Annotated in this window: 17 protein-coding genes and 1 pseudogene; 3 read left to right on the top strand and 15 right to left on the bottom strand. The window is 64.2% G+C overall.

The window, feature by feature from the left end:
* Positions 1–20: 20 nt before the first annotated feature.
* Positions 21–491, bottom strand: a complete 471-nt coding sequence (locus tag BLIN9172_RS11525; protein ID WP_025778338.1) for an Hsp20/alpha crystallin family protein — start codon at positions 489–491, stop codon at positions 21–23.
* Positions 492–573: 82 nt separating this feature from the next.
* Here BLIN9172_RS11525 and BLIN9172_RS11520 point away from each other — a divergent pair, with 82 nt between their 5' ends.
* Entirely contained in the window at positions 574–1506 is a 933-nt protein-coding gene (locus tag BLIN9172_RS11520) for an AEC family transporter (RefSeq protein WP_025778339.1), read from the top strand.
* A gap of 149 nt (positions 1507–1655) precedes the next feature.
* Here the strand turns inward: BLIN9172_RS11520 and BLIN9172_RS11515 are convergent, their stop codons facing one another.
* The 5 genes from BLIN9172_RS11515 to BLIN9172_RS11495 all read right to left on the bottom strand — a co-directional run bounded on the left by BLIN9172_RS11515 (position 1656) and on the right by BLIN9172_RS11495 (position 6600).
* Positions 1656–2171, bottom strand: a complete 516-nt coding sequence (locus tag BLIN9172_RS11515; protein WP_101555215.1) for a ferritin — start codon at positions 2169–2171, stop codon at positions 1656–1658.
* Between the two features lie 169 nt (positions 2172–2340).
* Entirely contained in the window at positions 2341–3774 is a 1434-nt protein-coding gene (locus BLIN9172_RS11510; RefSeq protein ID WP_025778341.1) for an amidase, read from the bottom strand.
* Positions 3771–5012 carry an amidohydrolase gene (locus tag BLIN9172_RS11505; protein WP_101555214.1) on the bottom strand — a complete coding sequence of 414 codons (1242 nt, stop codon included), beginning with the start codon at positions 5010–5012 and terminating at the stop codon, positions 3771–3773. Before BLIN9172_RS11505 ends, BLIN9172_RS11510 begins: the two co-directional genes overlap by 4 nt.
* Before the next feature lie 94 nt (positions 5013–5106).
* Positions 5107–5844, bottom strand: coding sequence for a hypothetical protein (locus BLIN9172_RS11500; protein WP_101555213.1), 738 nt, complete (start codon positions 5842–5844; stop codon positions 5107–5109).
* 9 nt (positions 5845–5853) lie between these two features.
* Positions 5854–6600 carry a DUF5058 family protein gene (locus tag BLIN9172_RS11495; RefSeq protein ID WP_025778344.1) on the bottom strand — a complete coding sequence of 249 codons (747 nt, stop codon included), beginning with the start codon at positions 6598–6600 and terminating at the stop codon, positions 5854–5856.
* A gap of 133 nt (positions 6601–6733) precedes the next feature.
* Here BLIN9172_RS11495 and BLIN9172_RS11490 point away from each other — a divergent pair, with 133 nt between their 5' ends.
* Positions 6734–7249 carry a maleylpyruvate isomerase N-terminal domain-containing protein gene (locus tag BLIN9172_RS11490; protein WP_101555212.1) on the top strand — a complete coding sequence of 172 codons (516 nt, stop codon included), beginning with the start codon at positions 6734–6736 and terminating at the stop codon, positions 7247–7249.
* 37 nt (positions 7250–7286) lie between these two features.
* Here the strand turns inward: BLIN9172_RS11490 and BLIN9172_RS11485 are convergent, their stop codons facing one another.
* The 9 genes and pseudogenes from BLIN9172_RS11485 to BLIN9172_RS11445 form a co-directional block, all read right to left on the bottom strand.
* Positions 7287–7805 carry a hotdog fold domain-containing protein gene (locus tag BLIN9172_RS11485; protein ID WP_101555211.1) on the bottom strand — a complete coding sequence of 173 codons (519 nt, stop codon included), beginning with the start codon at positions 7803–7805 and terminating at the stop codon, positions 7287–7289.
* Positions 7806–8397: 592 nt separating this feature from the next.
* Positions 8398–8850, bottom strand: a complete 453-nt coding sequence (locus BLIN9172_RS11480) for a transglycosylase family protein (protein ID WP_276608158.1) — start codon at positions 8848–8850, stop codon at positions 8398–8400.
* Positions 8851–9029: 179 nt separating this feature from the next.
* A pseudogene (locus BLIN9172_RS11475) lies at positions 9030–11406 on the bottom strand (ATP-binding cassette domain-containing protein).
* Complete coding sequence (locus BLIN9172_RS11470; RefSeq protein WP_101555209.1) at positions 11403–11813, bottom strand: VOC family protein; 411 nt, start codon at positions 11811–11813, stop codon at positions 11403–11405. The pseudogene BLIN9172_RS11475 and the gene BLIN9172_RS11470 overlap by 4 nt, the downstream one beginning before the upstream one ends.
* Positions 11814–11832: 19 nt before the next feature.
* Positions 11833–12240 (bottom strand): helix-turn-helix transcriptional regulator, encoded by a 408-nt coding sequence (locus tag BLIN9172_RS11465; RefSeq protein ID WP_101555208.1) that lies wholly within the window; start codon positions 12238–12240, stop codon positions 11833–11835.
* Positions 12237–13760, bottom strand: coding sequence for an APC family permease (locus BLIN9172_RS11460; RefSeq protein WP_101555207.1), 1524 nt, complete (start codon positions 13758–13760; stop codon positions 12237–12239). The genes BLIN9172_RS11465 and BLIN9172_RS11460 overlap by 4 nt, the downstream gene beginning before the upstream one ends.
* Before the next feature lie 2 nt (positions 13761–13762).
* The gene (locus BLIN9172_RS11455) at positions 13763–15148 is read right to left on the bottom strand and encodes a flavin monoamine oxidase family protein (RefSeq protein ID WP_338077668.1); all 1386 of its coding nucleotides are present in this window, start codon (positions 15146–15148) and stop codon (positions 13763–13765) included.
* Between the two features lie 200 nt (positions 15149–15348).
* The gene (locus BLIN9172_RS18755) at positions 15349–16188 is read right to left on the bottom strand and encodes a septal ring lytic transglycosylase RlpA family protein (RefSeq protein WP_101555205.1); all 840 of its coding nucleotides are present in this window, start codon (positions 16186–16188) and stop codon (positions 15349–15351) included.
* 238 nt (positions 16189–16426) lie between these two features.
* A complete protein-coding gene (locus tag BLIN9172_RS11445; protein WP_025778353.1) occupies positions 16427–16756 on the bottom strand; it encodes a hypothetical protein in 330 nt (109 codons plus the stop codon).
* Between the two features lie 56 nt (positions 16757–16812).
* Between BLIN9172_RS11445 and BLIN9172_RS11440 the strand changes: the two genes are divergently transcribed.
* A complete protein-coding gene (locus tag BLIN9172_RS11440; RefSeq protein WP_101555204.1) occupies positions 16813–17577 on the top strand; it encodes a glycerophosphodiester phosphodiesterase family protein in 765 nt (254 codons plus the stop codon).
* Positions 17578–17695: the final 118 nt, after the last annotated feature.

The following is a 17695-nucleotide window of genomic DNA, read 5'->3' as shown; positions in this document are numbered from 1 at the left end:
TGGGGCCCGCGCTCACGGAGTCAGCTGCCGGCGCCGGGGGAGCGGGGTTCGTCCGCCGAGGACGATTCGACCACTTCGGGGGCGGTCTGTCCGGAAGCGTGCGAAACGGAGATCTTCCGCGGACGGGCCTCCTCGGCGACGGGGATCGTCAGTGTGAGGACGCCGTCGCTGTAGTCGGCGCGGATGCGATCCAGGGCCACCCGGTTGCCGAGCGTGAGCTGGCGGGCGTAGGTGCCGTTGGTGCGTTCCCTGGTCAGCCACTTCACGTCCTTGTCGGCGACCTCGGATTCGCGGCGGGCGCGGACCGTGAGCGTGCGGTCTTCGACGTCGACGTCGATGCTGCTCGGATCGACTCCGGGCATGTCGATGCGGGCGATGAAGACTTCGCCGTCACGGTAGAGGTCCATCGGCAGAGTGGTGGCATTCGGGGTGCGGGTGACCTCGGAGAAGAATCGGTCGAGGTCGCGGATGGGGTCGAAACGTGTAGCCATGTGCTTCCTTTCGTTCGGGTCCTACATTGAGTCAAACACACTCAACTTTGAATTGATTCCGAACTCATGAAATTCTCAGTCTGTGAGCCTGGTTCCCATACTCCTCGCCCTCCTTCCCGTCACGGTGCTCATCGCCTTCGGCCTGGTGCTGAAGAGACTGCCGGGTTTTCGGAGTCCCGAGTTCTGGTCGGGCGCGGAGAAGCTCGCGTACTACTGTCTGCTTCCGGTGCTGCTCTTCACCTCCGTCGCCGAGGTGGATGTGGCCCATGTCCCGCTCGTGCGGTTGGCGGCGGCGCTCGTCGTTCCCACCGCGGTCGTCTCCGTGGGCATCATTGTGACCCGTCGGGTCATCGCTCGTGATCTTCCCGCCTTCACCTCTGTTCTGCAGGGAGGCATCCGCTTCAACACCTATATCGGGCTGTCCTTGGCGGGCAGCCTGTTCGGCTCCGAGGGCAGCGCCGTTGCCGCGATCGTCGCAGCGATCCTCGTCCCCACGGTCAACGTCGTCTCGAGTCTCGGTTTCGAGTTCCTCCGCACCGGGCCGAGCTCGCTGTTCGCGCTGCTGAGGGCGATCGTGACGAATCCTCTCGTGCTCGGCTGCGTCGCCGGAGCAGCTGCCAACGTCAGCGGGCTGGGCCTGCCCGACGTGGCGTCCACGGTTCTCGATCCCCTGGCGTCGGCCTCGCTGCCCATCGGTCTGCTGTGCGTCGGTGCCGGCTTGCAGACATTCTCGCTGCGCTCCCATACCCGGGCCATCATCGCCTCCACGGCGATCAAGCTGCTTCTGCTGCCGGGCCTGTCGCTGGCAGCCCTGGCCCTCTTCGGCGTCCCGACGGTGCCTGCACTGGTCGGATTGGTCTTCCAGTCGATTGCGACGGCGAGCTCGGGCTACGTCATGGCGAGGCAGCTCGGGGGAGACGCGAAGCTCATGGCCGCACTCATCGCCGGACAGACCGTCATCATGCTCGTCACTCTGCCGGTCGTACTCCTCATCGGCCAGTCGGTGCTCGGCTGAGTACGGAGTCCGGTGCCGACGTCACAGGGGCCGACAGCACAGCGGCCGACCCCGCACTGGGATCGGCCGCTGAGTACTCGATTCGAGTCCACCCTCGACTCACGCGACTCGAGATGAGCGCTGAGCCTCAAGTGGTCGGTCTGCAGATATCACTCGCCGTCGGCGGTGATATCGGGGTGGCGTGAGCCGAGCTCGGAATCGATGCGCAGGACACCGGCACCGTCGGTGCCGACACGCTCGAGGCGACCGACGATCTCCGAGATGCTCGACTCCTCCTCGACCTGCTCGTCGATGAACCAGTGGAGCAGCGGCAGCACGTCGAGGTCGGCTTCGTCCTGGGCGGTGCGGTAGAGATTGCGGATGGATTCCGAGACCTTCTCCTCGTGCGCCAGAGCGGCCTTGAAGAAGTCGATCGGCTGCGAGCCGGAGACCTTCGGAGCGGCGATATCACCGATCTGAGGGGCGAATCCGCGGTCGAGGCAGTGCTGGGTGAACTTCGCGGCGTGCACCTGCTCTTCTTCGGACTGGGCGCGCATCCAGCGCGTCATTCCGGGCAGATCCTGATCGTCGAGCTGGATGGAGAGCTGGAGGTAGACCAACGAGGCTTCGAGTTCGAGGGTGACCTGCTCGTTGAGGACCTTCTGCATAGCGGGGCTCAGGTGCATCTGTTACTCCTTTGCTGTTCGAGGCGGATCCATTCCGCCTGCTTAGAGAATATCCTGACACCTTTTCTAGAACCGTTCCAGTGTGGAAAGGCTCGGCAAACTCTGCCCAGGTTTGCCATACCTGTCCCCGTCCGTCCCGCGCTGCGCCGACTCCGGCGCGACGTTCCGCTCAGAGCTCCGGCCGCCGACGGTGGTGACCGGTCGCCGATTCGAAGGCATGAGCGACTCGGAGCAGTTCGACGTCAGCGCCCGGTTTCGCCACGATCTGCACACCCACCGGCAGGCCGGAGGCCGAGAATCCTGCCGGCACCGAGATCGCGGGGCACCCGGTCGCCGAGATCAGGCACAGGGCCCGCATCCAATCGAGGTAGTTCTCCAACTGCACACCGTTGATCTGCGTCGGATATTCGATGTCGGCATCGAACGGCAGGACCTGGCAGGTAGTGAGCACGAGGACATCGTGTCCGGCGAAGTATCGGTCGATCTCACCGTGGAGGCGGGTGCGTGCGGATTCGGCCGCAACCACCTCGGCGCCGGTGAGATCGAGGCCCATGCGGATATTCCACCTGACCGATTCCTTGATGTGCTCCGGGTGCGCTTCATACAGCCCGCCCCAGGACCCGACGAAGTCGAGGGCACGGCGCACATTGAATACCTCATCGGCGTCCGTGAGATTCGGAATCTCCGCGTCCACCTGCGCGCCGAGACCGCTGAACACCTGAGCCGTGGAGGCGACGATGTCCTTCACCTCGGCCTCGACAGGCAGCAGTCCGTCCAGGTCGGGGCTGAATCCGACCCGAAGACCGGTGAGGTCGGGGGAGTGGTCGGCGGCACGAGCGAATTCCGGGAGGTCGAAGACTCTGCCCGATTCCAGGATCGATGCCGGCGCCGAGGGGTGCGGCCCTGAGGCCACCGACATCAGCAGTGCGACATCCGAGACCGTGCGTGCCATGAACCCGCTCTGCCCAAGCCACGCATAGGGGTTGCCCGGGGCAGTGTGCGGGATGCGGCCGTTGCTCGGTCGCAGCCCGACGACGTTGTTGAACGATGCGGGCGAACGCAGTGATCCGCCCATGTCCGATCCGTCCCCGGAGGCTTGGATCCCGGCCGCGAGCACCGCCCCCACTCCGCCGGAGGACCCCGATGCCGATTTCGTTCGGTCGTAGGGGTTCACCGTCGTGCCGAACACCTCGTTGAAGGTGTGCGAACCGGCGGCGAACTCGGGGACATTCGTCTTGCCCGTCGTCGTGATCCCGGCGGCTTTGAGTCGGGCGATGATGAGCGCATCCGATTCGGGAACCCGATCGGCCATGAGCGGCGATCCCCAAGTCGTGCGCATTCCCGCAGTGTCGTGAGTGTCCTTGTGCGTCATCGGCACCCCGTGCAGGGGCCCGAAGCTCTCACCGCGAGCGGTCGCTGAGTCCGCCGCCTCGGCCTGGGCGAACGCGGCCTCGTCGTCACGGGTGACGACGGCATTGAGGACGGGGTTGACTGCGTCGATGCGGTCGAGGTGGACCTGCAGTGCTTCACGGGCGGAGACCTCTTTGGCGGCGATCCGGGCGGCCAGTTCACGGGTCGACCACCACAGCATCTCCTCACTCATGCGCGGTCCTTTCCGACCTTGCTCAGCACTGCTGACAGCGCGGCTCGGATGCCCGTCTCGAGCGTGGTTTCGACATCGTCAGGAGCGAAGAACGGGGAGTGGTTGCCGGCCGGGGTCTGTCCGCCTTCGAATTTCGCAGGGGAGTAGCCGCCGAAGAACCAGTAGACGTACGGCACACCGATGTCATCTCCGAACGCTCCGACATCCTCGCTGCCGGTGGCAGGCTCGGTCAGGTGGACCTGCTCGGCACCGAGCTCGGCTCCGACGTGAGTGAGGAACGACTCGGTTTCGTCGGGGTCGTTGAAGCAGCGCGGGAACCGATACATCTCCTCGATCTCCGGTTCCGGGGCGCCGGAAGCCTGCGCCTCGGCGAGAACGATCCGGCGGACCCGGTCGAGGACGACTGCGCGGACCTCCTCGGTGAAGGTGCGGATATTGAGTTTGAACTCGGCGGAGTCCGGGATGATGTTCTCCTTGAGCCCGCCGTGGAACGTGCCGACGGTGACGACGGACATGTCGCGGCCGGAGATCTCACGGGACACGACCGACTGGAGCCGGGTGATCATATAGGCGCCGAGGACGATCGGGTCGATCGCATTCTCCGGCTGGGATCCGTGCGCCTGTTTGCCCTTGACGGTCACGCGCAGGCAGTCGGACATCGCCATGGCGGTGCCGCTGCTGGCGTAGATGTGGCCGGCCGTTCCGGGCCACACATGCTGACCGAAGATGACTTCGGGGCGCACGATCTCATCCCAGAGTCCGTCGTCGAGCATGGCCCGCGCACCTTGGCCGGTCTCTTCCCCCGGCTGGAAGATCATGACGACCGTGCCCGACCACAGGTCCTTGTGTGTGACGAGGTGCTTGGCGAGGTAGAGCCCGACGGTGATGTGCGTGTCGTGGCCGCAGCCGTGCATGACCTTCGTGGTCTCCCCGTCGGGCAGAGTGCCCTCTGCGGCGGAGGCGTAGTCGAGTCCGGTGTCCTCGCTGATCGGCAGGCCGTCGATGTCGGCGCGGTAGCCGATGACGGGCCCGTCGCCGTTGTCGATCACGGCGACGACGCCGGTTCCGCCGAAGGTGCGGGTGGTCAGTCCGAGGGCGTGGAGGCGGGAGGCGATCTCGGCGGCGGTGTTCGTCTCCTGCATCGACAGCTCGGGAGTGCGGTGGAAGTGTTTGTAGTCGGCAATCGTCTGGTCGAGATCGGCGCTGATCGACGCGCGGAGAGCGGGCTTGAGCGACATGATGTCCTTTCGGCAGTGGTGTGGTGCCATCTTGGCAGGAATTCTCGAATGCGGGGGTCAGTCTCGGAGACTGAGCGACAGGGGCATGGTGTCGTCAGTTGATGCCGACGGTATCGGTGCCGTCGCCGCCCGACCTCTTGTCCGTGACCGATTTGTTGCGGGTGAACCAGGTGATGAGGATGGTCAGGAACACGACGATCGCGACGTCGCCGGGCGCGAGCACGGGAACCAGTCGGACGAGGACGAGGATGACCAGAGCCGCCATACCGAGGGCGATGAGCGTCGACTTGAGCTGCTTGAGGGACGCGATGAGCTGGACGGTGACACCGCCGAGGATGGCCGGGAGGATGTAGAGCTTCGCGACGAGGGTGGCCGACTCGGGGATGAGGGTGACGAGCCACGTGCCGAGGATGCCGACGAAGATGACCATCGAGGTGACGTGGATGATCGCCGCCCCGCAGATGGCCATCGTCGCCGCATATTCGCCCTTGCGGGTGCCGGGCTTCGCCCCGATCGCGTCCTGAGCGACGATGGCCGAGGGCAGCAGCTTGTTTGAGACGTTGCCGATCATGAAGGCCTGGTACATTCCGGCGGGTCCGAGGATCGGGAAGTAGGTGAGAGGTTCGACGATGTAGAAGACGCCGTAGACGGCGAACACGGCGAGGAACCCCGTGAGGATCTCACCGAAGTCGATGTTCGCGTCTGCGACGAAGATCAGATAGAACGGCACCGAGGTGGCGATGAGGAATCCGATGAACAGCGTGATCGAGCCCCACCGGCTGGTGGTGCGCTCGAACGCCGCGTGCGAGGGTGATGTGATGATCGATGACATGTTCTCTCCTCAGGCTTCGGGCAGTCCGAGACCGGCATAGTGGGCGAAATACGCGGCGACGAGGCCGATGAGCAGGGAGAATCCCAGTCCCCATTCCTTCAGCCAGTTCTGTTTGAGTGTCTTGGCCAGCAGCAGGCAGATGCTCATCACGACTGCCGAGACGATGACGGCGATGACGTGCGCCGGCGATTTCGGCAGCTCACGGAAGGTCAGGGCCGCGAAGGCCGCGAGCAGTGCCGCGCCCGGGATGATCGACATGAGCGCCGGATTGACCTTCTCGAGTTTGTGGGAGCTGCGCTTGAAGATCGGGGTGAGGATGAGAGTGGAGATCATCCAGCCGGCTCCCGAGAGGCTCATCGCCATGAGAGCCACGATGAAGACCCCGCGGGTGAAGGTCTCATCACCGAGGTTGGCGCCCATGGTGCCTGCAGCCAGCGACGCAGAGGCCACCTCGGTGGCGGCGGAGCCGATGAGCCCGACCCTGACGATGACCGGGGGAGTGCCGAAGAGCGGCAGCAGGGCGATGGCGACGAGGACCACCGACAGTGACGGTCCGATTGCGGCGACACCACCGGCGCGGAAGGCCGACCTGACCTCCTGTTGGCTCATTCCCGCCGACTCGGCGTTCTTCTTCACGGCGGTCATGTAGATGAGCGATTGGACGACGACGACAGCCATCACCGCCAACGCGAGTATCCAGAGAATCGGTGCATTTGCGAGGCCGATGTAGTCGGCCGAACCGCTGGCCACTGTCATGGTCAGCTCCTCACTTCATCGTCGAGCAGCAGGGGCCCGAGTGGCAGGTCACATTGGTATACCATCACGCGGGACGCAGGGACAACATATACTGACCGAACGGTCAGGGCCACCGTTTGGCCGGAAGATCTCGTTGTCCGAGACGCTGCGGCGAGTCCGTGCTTCCGATCTGAATCGAACGAGCGGTGCCGGAGAGTGGACGAATGCCGAGCTCATCAATCACCTGATCGGCGGGGGAGTCCGCTGCACGCTGCTGCTGGGGCAGGCGAGCACTGCGAAGGTCGAAGCCACCAGGGGAGTCGATCACCGCGGCAATGACAGGCTCGAATCATTCTGGGCTCACGAGACAGCATTCAGAACGCTCGCTGAGGAGTGCGATCTGCAGGTGCCGGTCGCACATCGGATCGGGAGCATTCCCGGCGCGCAGCTGGTGCAGATGCGCATCCTCGAGCTAGCCCTCCATGCCGCGGATCTCTCACGCGGCACCGGTCACGATTGGCCGGTCGACGAGAGCCTGGCCGCGTTCATCGCGGAGGAACTCGGCGATCTCATCATCGCCCTCGGTGCCGAGGGCGGATACAGGCCGCCGCGCCCGCTCGACAAGGGCGCCTCGGCCGCTCAGCGGGTGCTGCTGCTGTCGGGTTGGTGACCGGTTCAAACCCGTCACCGGATGGAGACGGGATGGCTCAGCGCTTCTTCGGTGAGATGTACATGGTGATGCGTGCCGTGACGAATGCGGTGCCCTCAGCGTCGATGACGTCGACGGGGACGACCATGTCGAACTTCTCGTCGCCGAATTCAGGGATCGCCTCAAGGCGGGTGACGGCCGTGATCTCTCCCTTGCTGGCCTTGGCGTTGTACTCCACGGTCATTCCCGCAGGGATCCAGCGGTGTGTGGGCGGCACGGTCGCTTCGGTCATGACACCGGCGGCGACCTCGGCCATATTGCACGATGCGATCGCATGATAGGTGCCGATGTGGTTGTGCATTCCGCGACGATTCGGTGCAGTGACGCGGCACAGCCCCGGGCGCAGCTCTCTGATCTGCGGTCGCACGGTGCGGAAATAGGGTGCCTTGAAGGAGATGGCCTGAGAGAACAGCCAGGAGCCCACGCGACCGCCCAGCGGCATCTCCTGCATCTTCTTCCAGAGCTTGAAGGTGGGTGCCGAGTCGGCGATCTGCGCGGCTGTAGTGTCTGCGTTCATGGGTGCACCTCTGCTGTGAGCTGAGTTACTGTTCAGTACAGACTAGCATCCGCCCCATTCGGCCCGCGCTCTTCATAGTCGCGGTGAGATAGATCGTGTTGGCGCGCAACAGGGGAGTAGGCGAGCACCGGCACTGTGCCGCCATGTCCAGACTCATAGCGATGCTCGACCTCACCGAACCCGATGATGCGCGAAGCCCACACCACAGGCACTTCGCCGGAGATCCCTGCGAAGATCTCGCACAGGCGATCGGCCTCGGCGCGCCTGGGACCGCGGGCACGGTCGAGAACCTCGCCAACGCCTTCACCGGTCGGTCACATCGCCGGCTGCCTCGTCGCCATTCCGCCTCCTCGTGTCGGACTGACGGATCCCAACGCGAACCGTCGAATTCAACTGTATCCGGGCACCCCGGGGAGCGGCTCCATGTCTGTACTTAACATAATGTATATTATCGGCGTTATATCCAGAGCCGGATCACCGACAGAAAATGCCCGTGAGCGACGCGTGGGTCACTCAGGGGCATTTTCTGATCACGATCACAGCGCACGTGTTCGCGCCTGCAGATCGTTGATCGTCAGATCATTGCGCGGGATCAGCTGCCGACGATGACATTTCCGCCGAGTCCGACCTTGCCGCTGTCGCTCGAACCGCCGTCGTCGCCGGACCCGTCGCCGTCATCGGCGGCACCGTTGGACTTCGTCAGTCCGGCCTTCTCGCCGCAGACCGGCCATGCGCCCGGACCCTGTTCCTCGAGCACCTTCTGAGCGATGTGGATCTGCCACTCCTTGCTGTGCTCGTCCGCAGTGCCCGAACCGCCGAAGGCATTCCAGGTCTGCTTGGAGAACTGCAGTCCGCCGTAGTATCCGTTTCCGGTGTTGATGTGCCAGTCACCGCCGGATTCGCATTCGGCGACCTTGTCCCAGACGCCCTTCTCAGATGCCTGTGCCGGCTGCGTTGCGCTCATTCCGGTCAGCCCGGCGGCTGCGACAGCGCCGGCGCCGACGAGCAGGGCGGCCTTGCGGAGGCTTGTGCTGTAGAGGTTCACTGTGTCTTCTCCAAAGTACGACTGCATTTCGGCTCTGTAACCCGGTCGTTACCAAGCCGTTATACACCGTAACGAATCAACTGCCGCATTTGAACCCGAGACCGTGAAATCAGCATCCGAATCGCCTCCGCGCTCTCTGAGCGAAGTGTGAAAAGCAGCGGCTCCCCCGGTCAGGCCGGTCAGGCATTCACATATGCGGCCAGATGTTCGGCGGTCAGCGAACCGTTCGTCTTCTCTCCTGCGACCAGGTCGGCTGGGCTGCCTTCGAACACGATGGAACCTCCGTCGTGTCCGGCACCGGGTCCGAGGTCGATGATGTGATCGGCATGAGCCATCACGGCCTGGTGGTGTTCGATGACGATGACGGTCCGACCTGAGTCGACAAGTCCGTCGAGCAGACGCAGCAGGTTCTCGACATCTGCCAGGTGCAGTCCGGTCGTCGGTTCATCGAGGATGATCACCTGCGCCGCCTCGGCGACCTTCGCCGACAAGTGCACCGCCAGTTTCAGTCTCTGACGCTCTCCCCCGGACAGCGTCGTCAGCGGCTGGCCGAGACTGACATAGCCGAGTCGCACCTCGGCGAGGATCTTCAGAATCTTCACGACCGCCGGAATGCGCGACTCCCCCGCACCGAAATGCGCGATAGCCGAATCCACCGGCAGGTCGAGGACCTCACGGATATTCAGTCCGCCCAAGGTGAATTCGAGCACCTCGGCTTGGAACCCCTTGCCCTCACACTCGTCGCACGGTGCCGACACACCGCCCATGAGCGCCATATCCGAATAGATGATCCCGGCGCCGTTGCACACCGGGCACGCGCCTTCGGAATTCGCGCTGAACAGGGCGGGTCTGACCCCATTGGCCTTCGCGAACGCCTTCCGGATGGGCTCGAGCATCCCCGTATACGTGGCCGGGTTGCTGCGCCGGGATCCCTTGATCGGCGCCTGATCGATCATCACGACTCCATCGCGCCCCCGCAGGGACCCTTCGATGAGGCTGCTCTTGCCCGAACCGGCGACTCCGGTGACGACGGTGAGCACGCCGAGGGGCACATCGACATCGACGTCGCGCAGATTGTGCGATCCGGCACCCCGGATCTCCAGTGCCCCCGCCGACTCCCGCACCGTGTCCTTGAGTGCGGTATCCGAGGTGGCGACCGGTGAGAGTATCCGATTCCCGGAGACCGTCGACGGTGCCGGTGAAGGTGACCTCTCCCCCGGTACTGCCCGCGCCGGGACCGAGGTCGACGATGTGGTCGGCGATGAGGATCGTCTCGGGCTTGTGTTCGACGACGAGGACCGTGTTGCCTTTGTCCCGCAGCGCCAGCAGCAGGTCGTTCATCGCTCGGATGTCGTGCGGATGCAGGCCGATCGTCGGTTCGTCGAAGACATAGGTGACGTCCGTGAGCGACGAGCCCAGGTGGCGGACCAGTTTGATCCGCTGCGCCTCTCCCCCGGACAGCGATCCCGCCGATCGGTCCAGGGACAGATATCCGAGGCCGATGTCGTTGAAGGCGCGCACGTCCGCACGCAGTGACTTCAGCAGCGCCGAGGCGGCCCCCGGCGTGATCTGATCGAGCCATTTCGTGATGTCCGAGATCTGCAGGGCACACACATCGGCGATGGACCGACCGGCGATCAGGGAGGACCGCGCGGCCGCATTGAGACGAGTGCCCTCGCAGTCGGGACAGGTGGTGAAGACGACGGCCCGGTTCACGAATTCCCGGATGTGCTTCTGCATCGAGTCACGATCCTTGGACAGGAACGACCGTTGGATCCGCGGGATCAGCCCGTCGAAGGTGATGTTCGTGCCGTTGATCCTGACCTTCTCGCCTTCGGCGTAGAGAAGGTAGTGTCGCTCCTTCTCATCGAAGTCGGCGATGGGTTTGTCCGGGTCGAAGTAGCCGGATTCGGAGAACATGCGCACGGACCAACCGCCGGGTTTGTACCCGGGGACCGTGATGGCTCCGTCGTTCAAGGATTTCGACTCATCGACCACCTCGGCGATGGAGATGTCCGTCGCGGTGCCCATTCCCTCGCATTGCGGGCACATTCCGCCGTTGACGGAGAAGGACCTGCGTTCGACCTGCTCGCCCTCGCCCTTGTCGATACTCACCGCGCCTTTCCCGCTCAGCGTGGCCACGTTGAAGGAGTAGGCGTTGGTCGACCCGAGGTTCGGTTCTGCCAGACGAGCGAAGAGGGTGCGCAGCTTCGCATTGATGTCCGAGACCGTACCCACGGTGGATCGCGGGTTCGCTCCGATCCGCTCCTGATCGACGAGGATGGCCGTCGTCAGTCCTTCGAGGACATCGACTTCGGGTCGGGCCATCGCAGGCATGAAGCCTTGGACGAACGCGGAATAGGTCTCATTGATCATCCGCTGGGACTCGGCGGCGATGGTGTGGAAGACCAGCGAACTCTTGCCGGAACCGGAAACGCCGGTGAAGACCGTCAGGCGACGTTTGGGGATCTCGACGCTTAAGTTCTTGAGATTGTTCTCCCGGGCTCCGCTGACGCGGATGAGGTCATGGCTGTCTGCGGTGTGCACAGGTCTCAGCCTCTCTGCTGGATGCGGATCATGTTTCCGGCGGGATCCCGCAGGGCACAGTCGCGCAGACCATAGGGCTGGTCCATCGGTTCCTGCACGATATCGCCACCCTTGGCCTCCACCTCGGCGAAGGCCTCATCGACGTTCGGGCTCGCCAGCACGATCGCGGCATAGCTGCCCTTGGCGATGAGACCTTCGATGGTCTCCCGTTCGGTGTCGCTGATCGTCGGGTCGGTCACGGGCGGGGTGAGCACGATCGATGTGTCGGGCTGGCCGACCGGTCCCACCGTCAGCCAGCGCATGCGTCCGGCACCGACGTCGAGGCGCAGCTCGAAGCCGAGGATGTCACGGTAGAAGGTCAGGGATTCGTCCGCATCGATGTGCTGCAGGAAGCTGGCGTTGATCGAGATGTCCATGTCAGCAATCGTAGACTGCTCAGTCAGGTGGGACTTCTCGATTCCTGACCGGTCGCAGGGCATTCTTCACCACGATCGTCGGAAGCCGGTGCTCGCCTGCGGCGACACCGTCGCGGTAGCGCGTCGGTGAGAGTCCGACGAGTTCACTGAAGCGGGTGCTGAAGGTGCCCAGGGAGGAGAAGCCGACGGTGAAGCAGATCTCGGTGATCGTGAGATCACCGCGACGGATGAGGGCCATGGCGCGTTCGATCCTGCGCGTCATGAGATACGAATACGGCGATTCGCCGAAGGCCGCTCTGAACTGACGGCTGAGGTGCCCGGCGGACATGTGCACGCCTGCGGCCAGGGCCTCCACACTCAAGGGCTGGTCGAACTCGCGGTCGATGCGGTCCCGGACTCGGCGCAGAGCCACCAGTTGCTCATTCACCCCTCGTCGACTCCCTGTTTCAGGGTGCGTCCGCGGAAGAAGTCGGGATGGCGGAGAGATTGGATGATCATGATGACCACGCCCAGGGCCAGCACTCCGATGCCGAGGACGAAGACGAGTCCGATGCCGAAGACGGACGACCCCGATCCGTAGTCGGGATCGAGGGAGTCGATCGCGGTGGTGACGAAGATGACCAGCAGGGTCACTCCGCCGATGAGCGGGAACAGGAACCGGAAGAAGAACGTGCGGGTCGAGGCGAACAGGCTGCGGCGGAAATACCAGATGCAGGCCAGACCCGTGATGCCGTAGTAGAAGCAGACCATGAGTCCCAGAGCGGTGATCGTGTCCCACAGGGCGTTCTCCGACAGCAGACGCATGACGACGTAGAAGATGATCGCCGCTCCCGCCGAGGTGACGGTGGCCACGGACGGCGATTTGTACCGCGGGGAGACGCGGCCGTACTTCTCCGGCAGCGCTCCGTAGTGGCCCATCGCCAGGATCGTCCGAGAGGGCGAGACCATCGTCGCCTGCAGCGACGACAGAGACGAGGAGAGCACCGCAATGGATACGAGAACCGCGAAGGGACCCATGACAGGGCCGGCGAGTGAGGCGAAGATCGATTCCTGGTTGTCCGGATTGCCTGCCCCGAGCCCCTCGGTGCCGATGCCGGCGAACGAGATGACCGCGATCGTGCAGGCGATGTAGATGATGACGATCGCGATGATCGTGAGCATGGCGGCCCGGCCCGGGGTCTTCTCCGGATCCTTCGCCTCCTCGTTCATCGTGATCACCGTGTCCCAGCCCCAGAAGAGGAAGATCGACAGTGACACCGCTGCCGCGACGGTGGAGAAGTCGCCGGCCGACAGCGGGTTGAACCAATCGAGTGAGACCGGGGTCGGGTCGAAGGCGGTGCCGTTCGCCACCTGCACGATCGCGGCGATGACGAACCATCCCAGCGCCAGGACTTGGAAGGCGACCAGCCACACCTGCAGCTTCTCCGTGGCTTCGACTCCCCGATACGACACCCAGGCTGCGGCGGCGGTGAGAATGATCGTGACGGGGATGTTGATCCACAGAACCCGTGTGAGTTCGGCGATGGACGGATCGGAGAACACCTGCGACAGGAGGAGGAAGAGGAAGTCGACGGCCACGGCCGCGAGATTGGACAGCACGAGGACGGTGGCAGCGACGAGTCCCCAGCCGCCCATCCATCCGAGCCAGGGCCCGAATGCTCTGGTCGCCCAGGTGAAGGTGGTTCCCGAGTCCGGCATCGCCGTGTTCAGTTCCCGGTAGCCGAAGACGACCAGGAGCATCGGCACGAAGCCGATGAGCAGCACGGCCGGGGTGTGCACCCCGACTTCGGAGATCGTCGGGCCCAATCCGGAGGTCAGCGTGTAGGCCGGGGCGATGCAGGAGATGCCGATGACGGCTCCCCCGATGGCTCCGATCTTGCCGGCGGAGAGTCCCTTGGCGCTCAGTCCGCTCGTGTTCGTCGACGGTGACGGCTGTGTGCTGCTCATGGTCAGGAGATCTCGCCGAGGATCCTCTCGGCGGTGGCGGTGCCGATGCGCACGGCTCCGTCGACGTGCTGGTAGCCTTCGGCGGCGATATCGGAGCTGGCGAAGTGGATCGGTCCGACCGGGTCGTTCTGGAACGGCCCCCACCGGTGCAGACCGCCGAGGTCGTAGCTGGTCGCATAGGCACCGCGGGTCCATTCCTCCGCACCGAAGTCGGAGAGGTAGAACACGCGCGGGTCGAGAGCCTTCGGGCCGAGGAATTCGGCCAGCGCCTCGAGGATCGTCGCCCGGCGGGTCTCCTCGTCCAGGGCCCACATGGCGTCGGCGTTGACATCGGAGATGAACCCGACGAGGGTGCCCTGCTCTTCGCCGTGGTTCGTGTTGTCGTAGACCTCCTGCACGAGACGGGAGGCACCGAACCCGGTTCCGCACAGTCCGTCCTCGCGCCAGAACGGAGTGTCGTAGGTGGCATGGACCTTGATGACGAGCCCCATGGACTGGTGTTGGTGGAAGATCTGCTGGAGCCGAGGCAGAGGTGGGTCGTAGCTGATGCGCGAGTAGAGGTTCGGCGGAACGGCGACGATCGCCTGGTCTGCGCTGACGCTCAGATCGTCGGTCGAGACGTGGACTCCGGTCTCCGACCATTCGATCCGGCGGACCGGCTGCTGCAAGCGCACGATGTCCCCGCCGAGTTGCTCGGCCATCTGCACGGAGACCGACTGCATTCCGCCGACGACGCGACGATCGAGGATGAAATGATCGTCGACGAGGTTCGAGAATGATCCCGCCGAGGCGGCCATGAGGATGGCCTGGAGCGTTGAGAAGGTGGTGGCGGGCTTGGTCAGCATGCCGCCGGCGACGAACAGTCCGATGTTCTCGCAGGCGAGTTCGTCCTCGGACTGCTCTCGCAGCCAGTGGTGGAAGGAGATCGAGTCGAGTTCGGCAGCGTCCTCGGCATCCCAGGGGGTCTTCGGTCCGATTCGGGCGGCGAGCTCGTCGAGGAGGCCGATGAGACGTTCCATCTCGGCCTGGGTCGACTCCCCCACGGGGAACATCTCGCCCGAGTAGACGGTGCGGGCTCCGTCGGGTGCGATGTAGACGCTGTCGCCGTCGCGGTAGCGGGGGTAGGTCTCTTTGCCGAGTTCGTCGAGGAGAGCCAGCAGCGCGGTCTGATCTGGAGAGACCCACTGTCCGCCGAGTTCGAACATCTGCCCGTCGATGTGTTCGGTCCAGGTACGTCCGCCCACACGATCACGAGCTTCGAGGACGATGACGCTGCGTCCGGACTTCCGCAGCCGACGGGCCGCGCTCAGGCCCGATGGACCTGCTCCGATGATGACGACGTCACGAGCTACTTCGGACACGTGGAACTCCTCGACAGACTGTGTGATGGTGGCTTCAGGTTAGCTACCCCACAGTCGAAAACCAAGGTCGAAGAGACGAATACGAATTTCGCAGCGACAGAGCAATCCGTAGCCCTAGGCTCGAATCAGCGACTGATTACCTTTGCCTATAGGGTCGAAAAGTTCGAAACTCGCATTTGCGTCGCTGAACCTGCGGATTCCGCAATCAGCGGCTGCCGCAGACGGCGTCACTGCACTTCGTACTTGCCGTTGATCTGTCCGGCGCCGACGCCGCCGACTGCCTCCATGGCGGCCTTCGACAGGTCGAAGCAGCGGCTGCCGTGGTACGGACCGCGATCGTTGACGCGCACGGTCACGGACTTGCCATTGGCGGTGTTCGTGATCTTCACCTTGGAGCCGAACGGCAGAGTCTTGTGGGCGGCGGTGAGCTTATTGGCATCGAAGATCTCGCCGTTGGCAGTCTGCCTGCCGTCGAATCCGTCACCGCCGCCGTAGTAGGACATCGGGCAGCTGCCCGATACGCCGGTCGACTTCCCGGAATTCGACGGTCCGTCGTTCTCGTCCGCGGCTCCGCCGGACGATCCCTCGTCGCCAGAGGATTCCCCGCCACCGGACGTCTCTCCGCCACCGGGCGATCCTTCGTCCTTCGTCTCGGCAGTCTTCGACGGCTTGGGGCTCGGCGTCTCGATATGAGTGTCGATCGTGACCTCTGCCGGCTTCTCCTTGGCCTGTTTCTTCGCTTTGGCGAGGAATTCGTCGGTGGCCTGCGTCGGCTCGGAGACGGCGACGGCCGGCGCTTCGGCCACGACCTGGCCGCTCGTGGAAGAGTCGTTGGGAACCATTGCGAGGCTCGAGGCGACGACGGCTGCCGTTGCGGCGGTCGGCACGATGAACGCGGAGAGCACCGGGCGGGTGCGGACCGCTGCCAGCACTCCCCCGGCGGTGTTCTGCCGGTCGGCGGGTGCGTGGCGTCCGGTCTTCTTCTTCGCTGACAGCGCGGAGAAGATCGAGCCGGTCTTCTTGGTGTTCGGAGCTGAGTGTCTGCCCACAGTCGTGTTCCTCGTCATCGTCACAGAGTGTCTCGGCAACTCGGAGATGCAGGGGGAAGACCTCTCGCAGCCGTGCGCTTGAGGATTGGCTCCAAGTTATCTGATCGTTATCTCCACAGATTCTAGTTAAGGAACTGTTACAAAAGCAATGTGGCACACCGTTTCGGTGTGCCACATTGCTGAGACTCTGTTCACGGGCAGCGTCGGCCCACTGCCGATTCGCTGATCCGTCGAGCCGGTTCGCGGACGGAACCGATCAGGGACGACGAGGTTTGCGCGTCACCAGTTTCCGGACACCGTCGGCTCCGGTCGTCACGGTCTCCTGTGCTCGGTCGAAGGCCCGTTCGACCTTGCCGCTGCGCACAGCGTCATCGATGGCGTGCGAAATACTTCCCAATGCGCGGTTGACGCCGTTCTCGCCGACTTCGATGAGGCGAGAGGTCGATGTCGCTTCACGCACATTCCTCACACCGGTGCTCGCTGCACTGTACGCGCGTCCGGCGACCCGGCGTGCGCGTTCGGTCGGAGTCTTCGCGGTTGCGTCGATGACATCGTCGGGTTCGAGGGGTTCGCGGTGTGAGCTCATGACTCCATCCTTGAACAGCGCCTCGGTGAAATCAACACCCTGACTAGGATTGGAGTATGAATTCCCAGCGGGAGGTCATCGCAGACCCAGAGATCATCGCGCACCGAGGCGGACTGTGGCCCGGGATGAGCGAAAACACCCTCGAGGCATTCGCCGCGGCCGCCGCTGCCGGGGTGCGGTGGATGGAGACCGACGTCCACGCCTCCGCGGACGGCATCCTCTTCGCCGCTCATGACGCCGACCTCAACCGCATCGCCGGGATGTCCAGTTCCATCCGCGAACTCCCTGCTGACGAACTCGACGAGGTCGACCTACTCGCAGGCGGCCGACTCCCTCGTCTCGAGGCTCTGTTGGCCGCGCTGCCCGAGGTGCAGTGGAATATCGATGTCAAGGCCGCTCACAGCATCGGTCCGATGATCCGGTTGGTGCATAGTCTCCATGCCGCTGACAGGATCCGCCTCGCGTCCTTCGACTCGGGAACCCTGCGACGGCTGCGCACCGCCCTGCCTGGGGTGCGCACGTCGACAGGCACGACAGAGACAGCGTTGTTCGCCCTCGGTCGACTGCCGGGTCTCCCCGATCACGGGGCCGCTGCCCTGCCTCCGGGAGTCGACGCGCTGCAAGTGCCGGCGTCGTTCAACAAGATTCCCGTGGTCACTGCCGATTTCGTCGCCCGAGCTCACCGGACGGGCCTGCTCGTTCATGTCTGGACGATCAATGATGCGCCGACGATGCAGTCGCTGCTCGACCTCGGAGTCGACGGAATCGTCACCGATGATGTCGAACTCGGCCTCGAGGTTCTGGCGCATCGGCGGGGTTGACTGCCCCCTTCCTCCCCGTCGATTCGCGCGTGCCGCCCCGGGGCTGTCGGCGAGGAATATCCGGGCACGGTAGACTGTTGCATTGCGTCCAAGGTGTGCAGTCGAGTCGGAAGGTCTT

The organism is Brevibacterium linens ATCC 9172, from assembly GCF_900169165.1.
Classification (GTDB): Bacteria; Actinomycetota; Actinomycetes; order Actinomycetales; family Brevibacteriaceae; genus Brevibacterium; species Brevibacterium linens.
The sequence above is the reverse complement of the archived record's forward strand: the minus strand, read 5'-3'. Positions and strand labels throughout refer to the sequence as shown.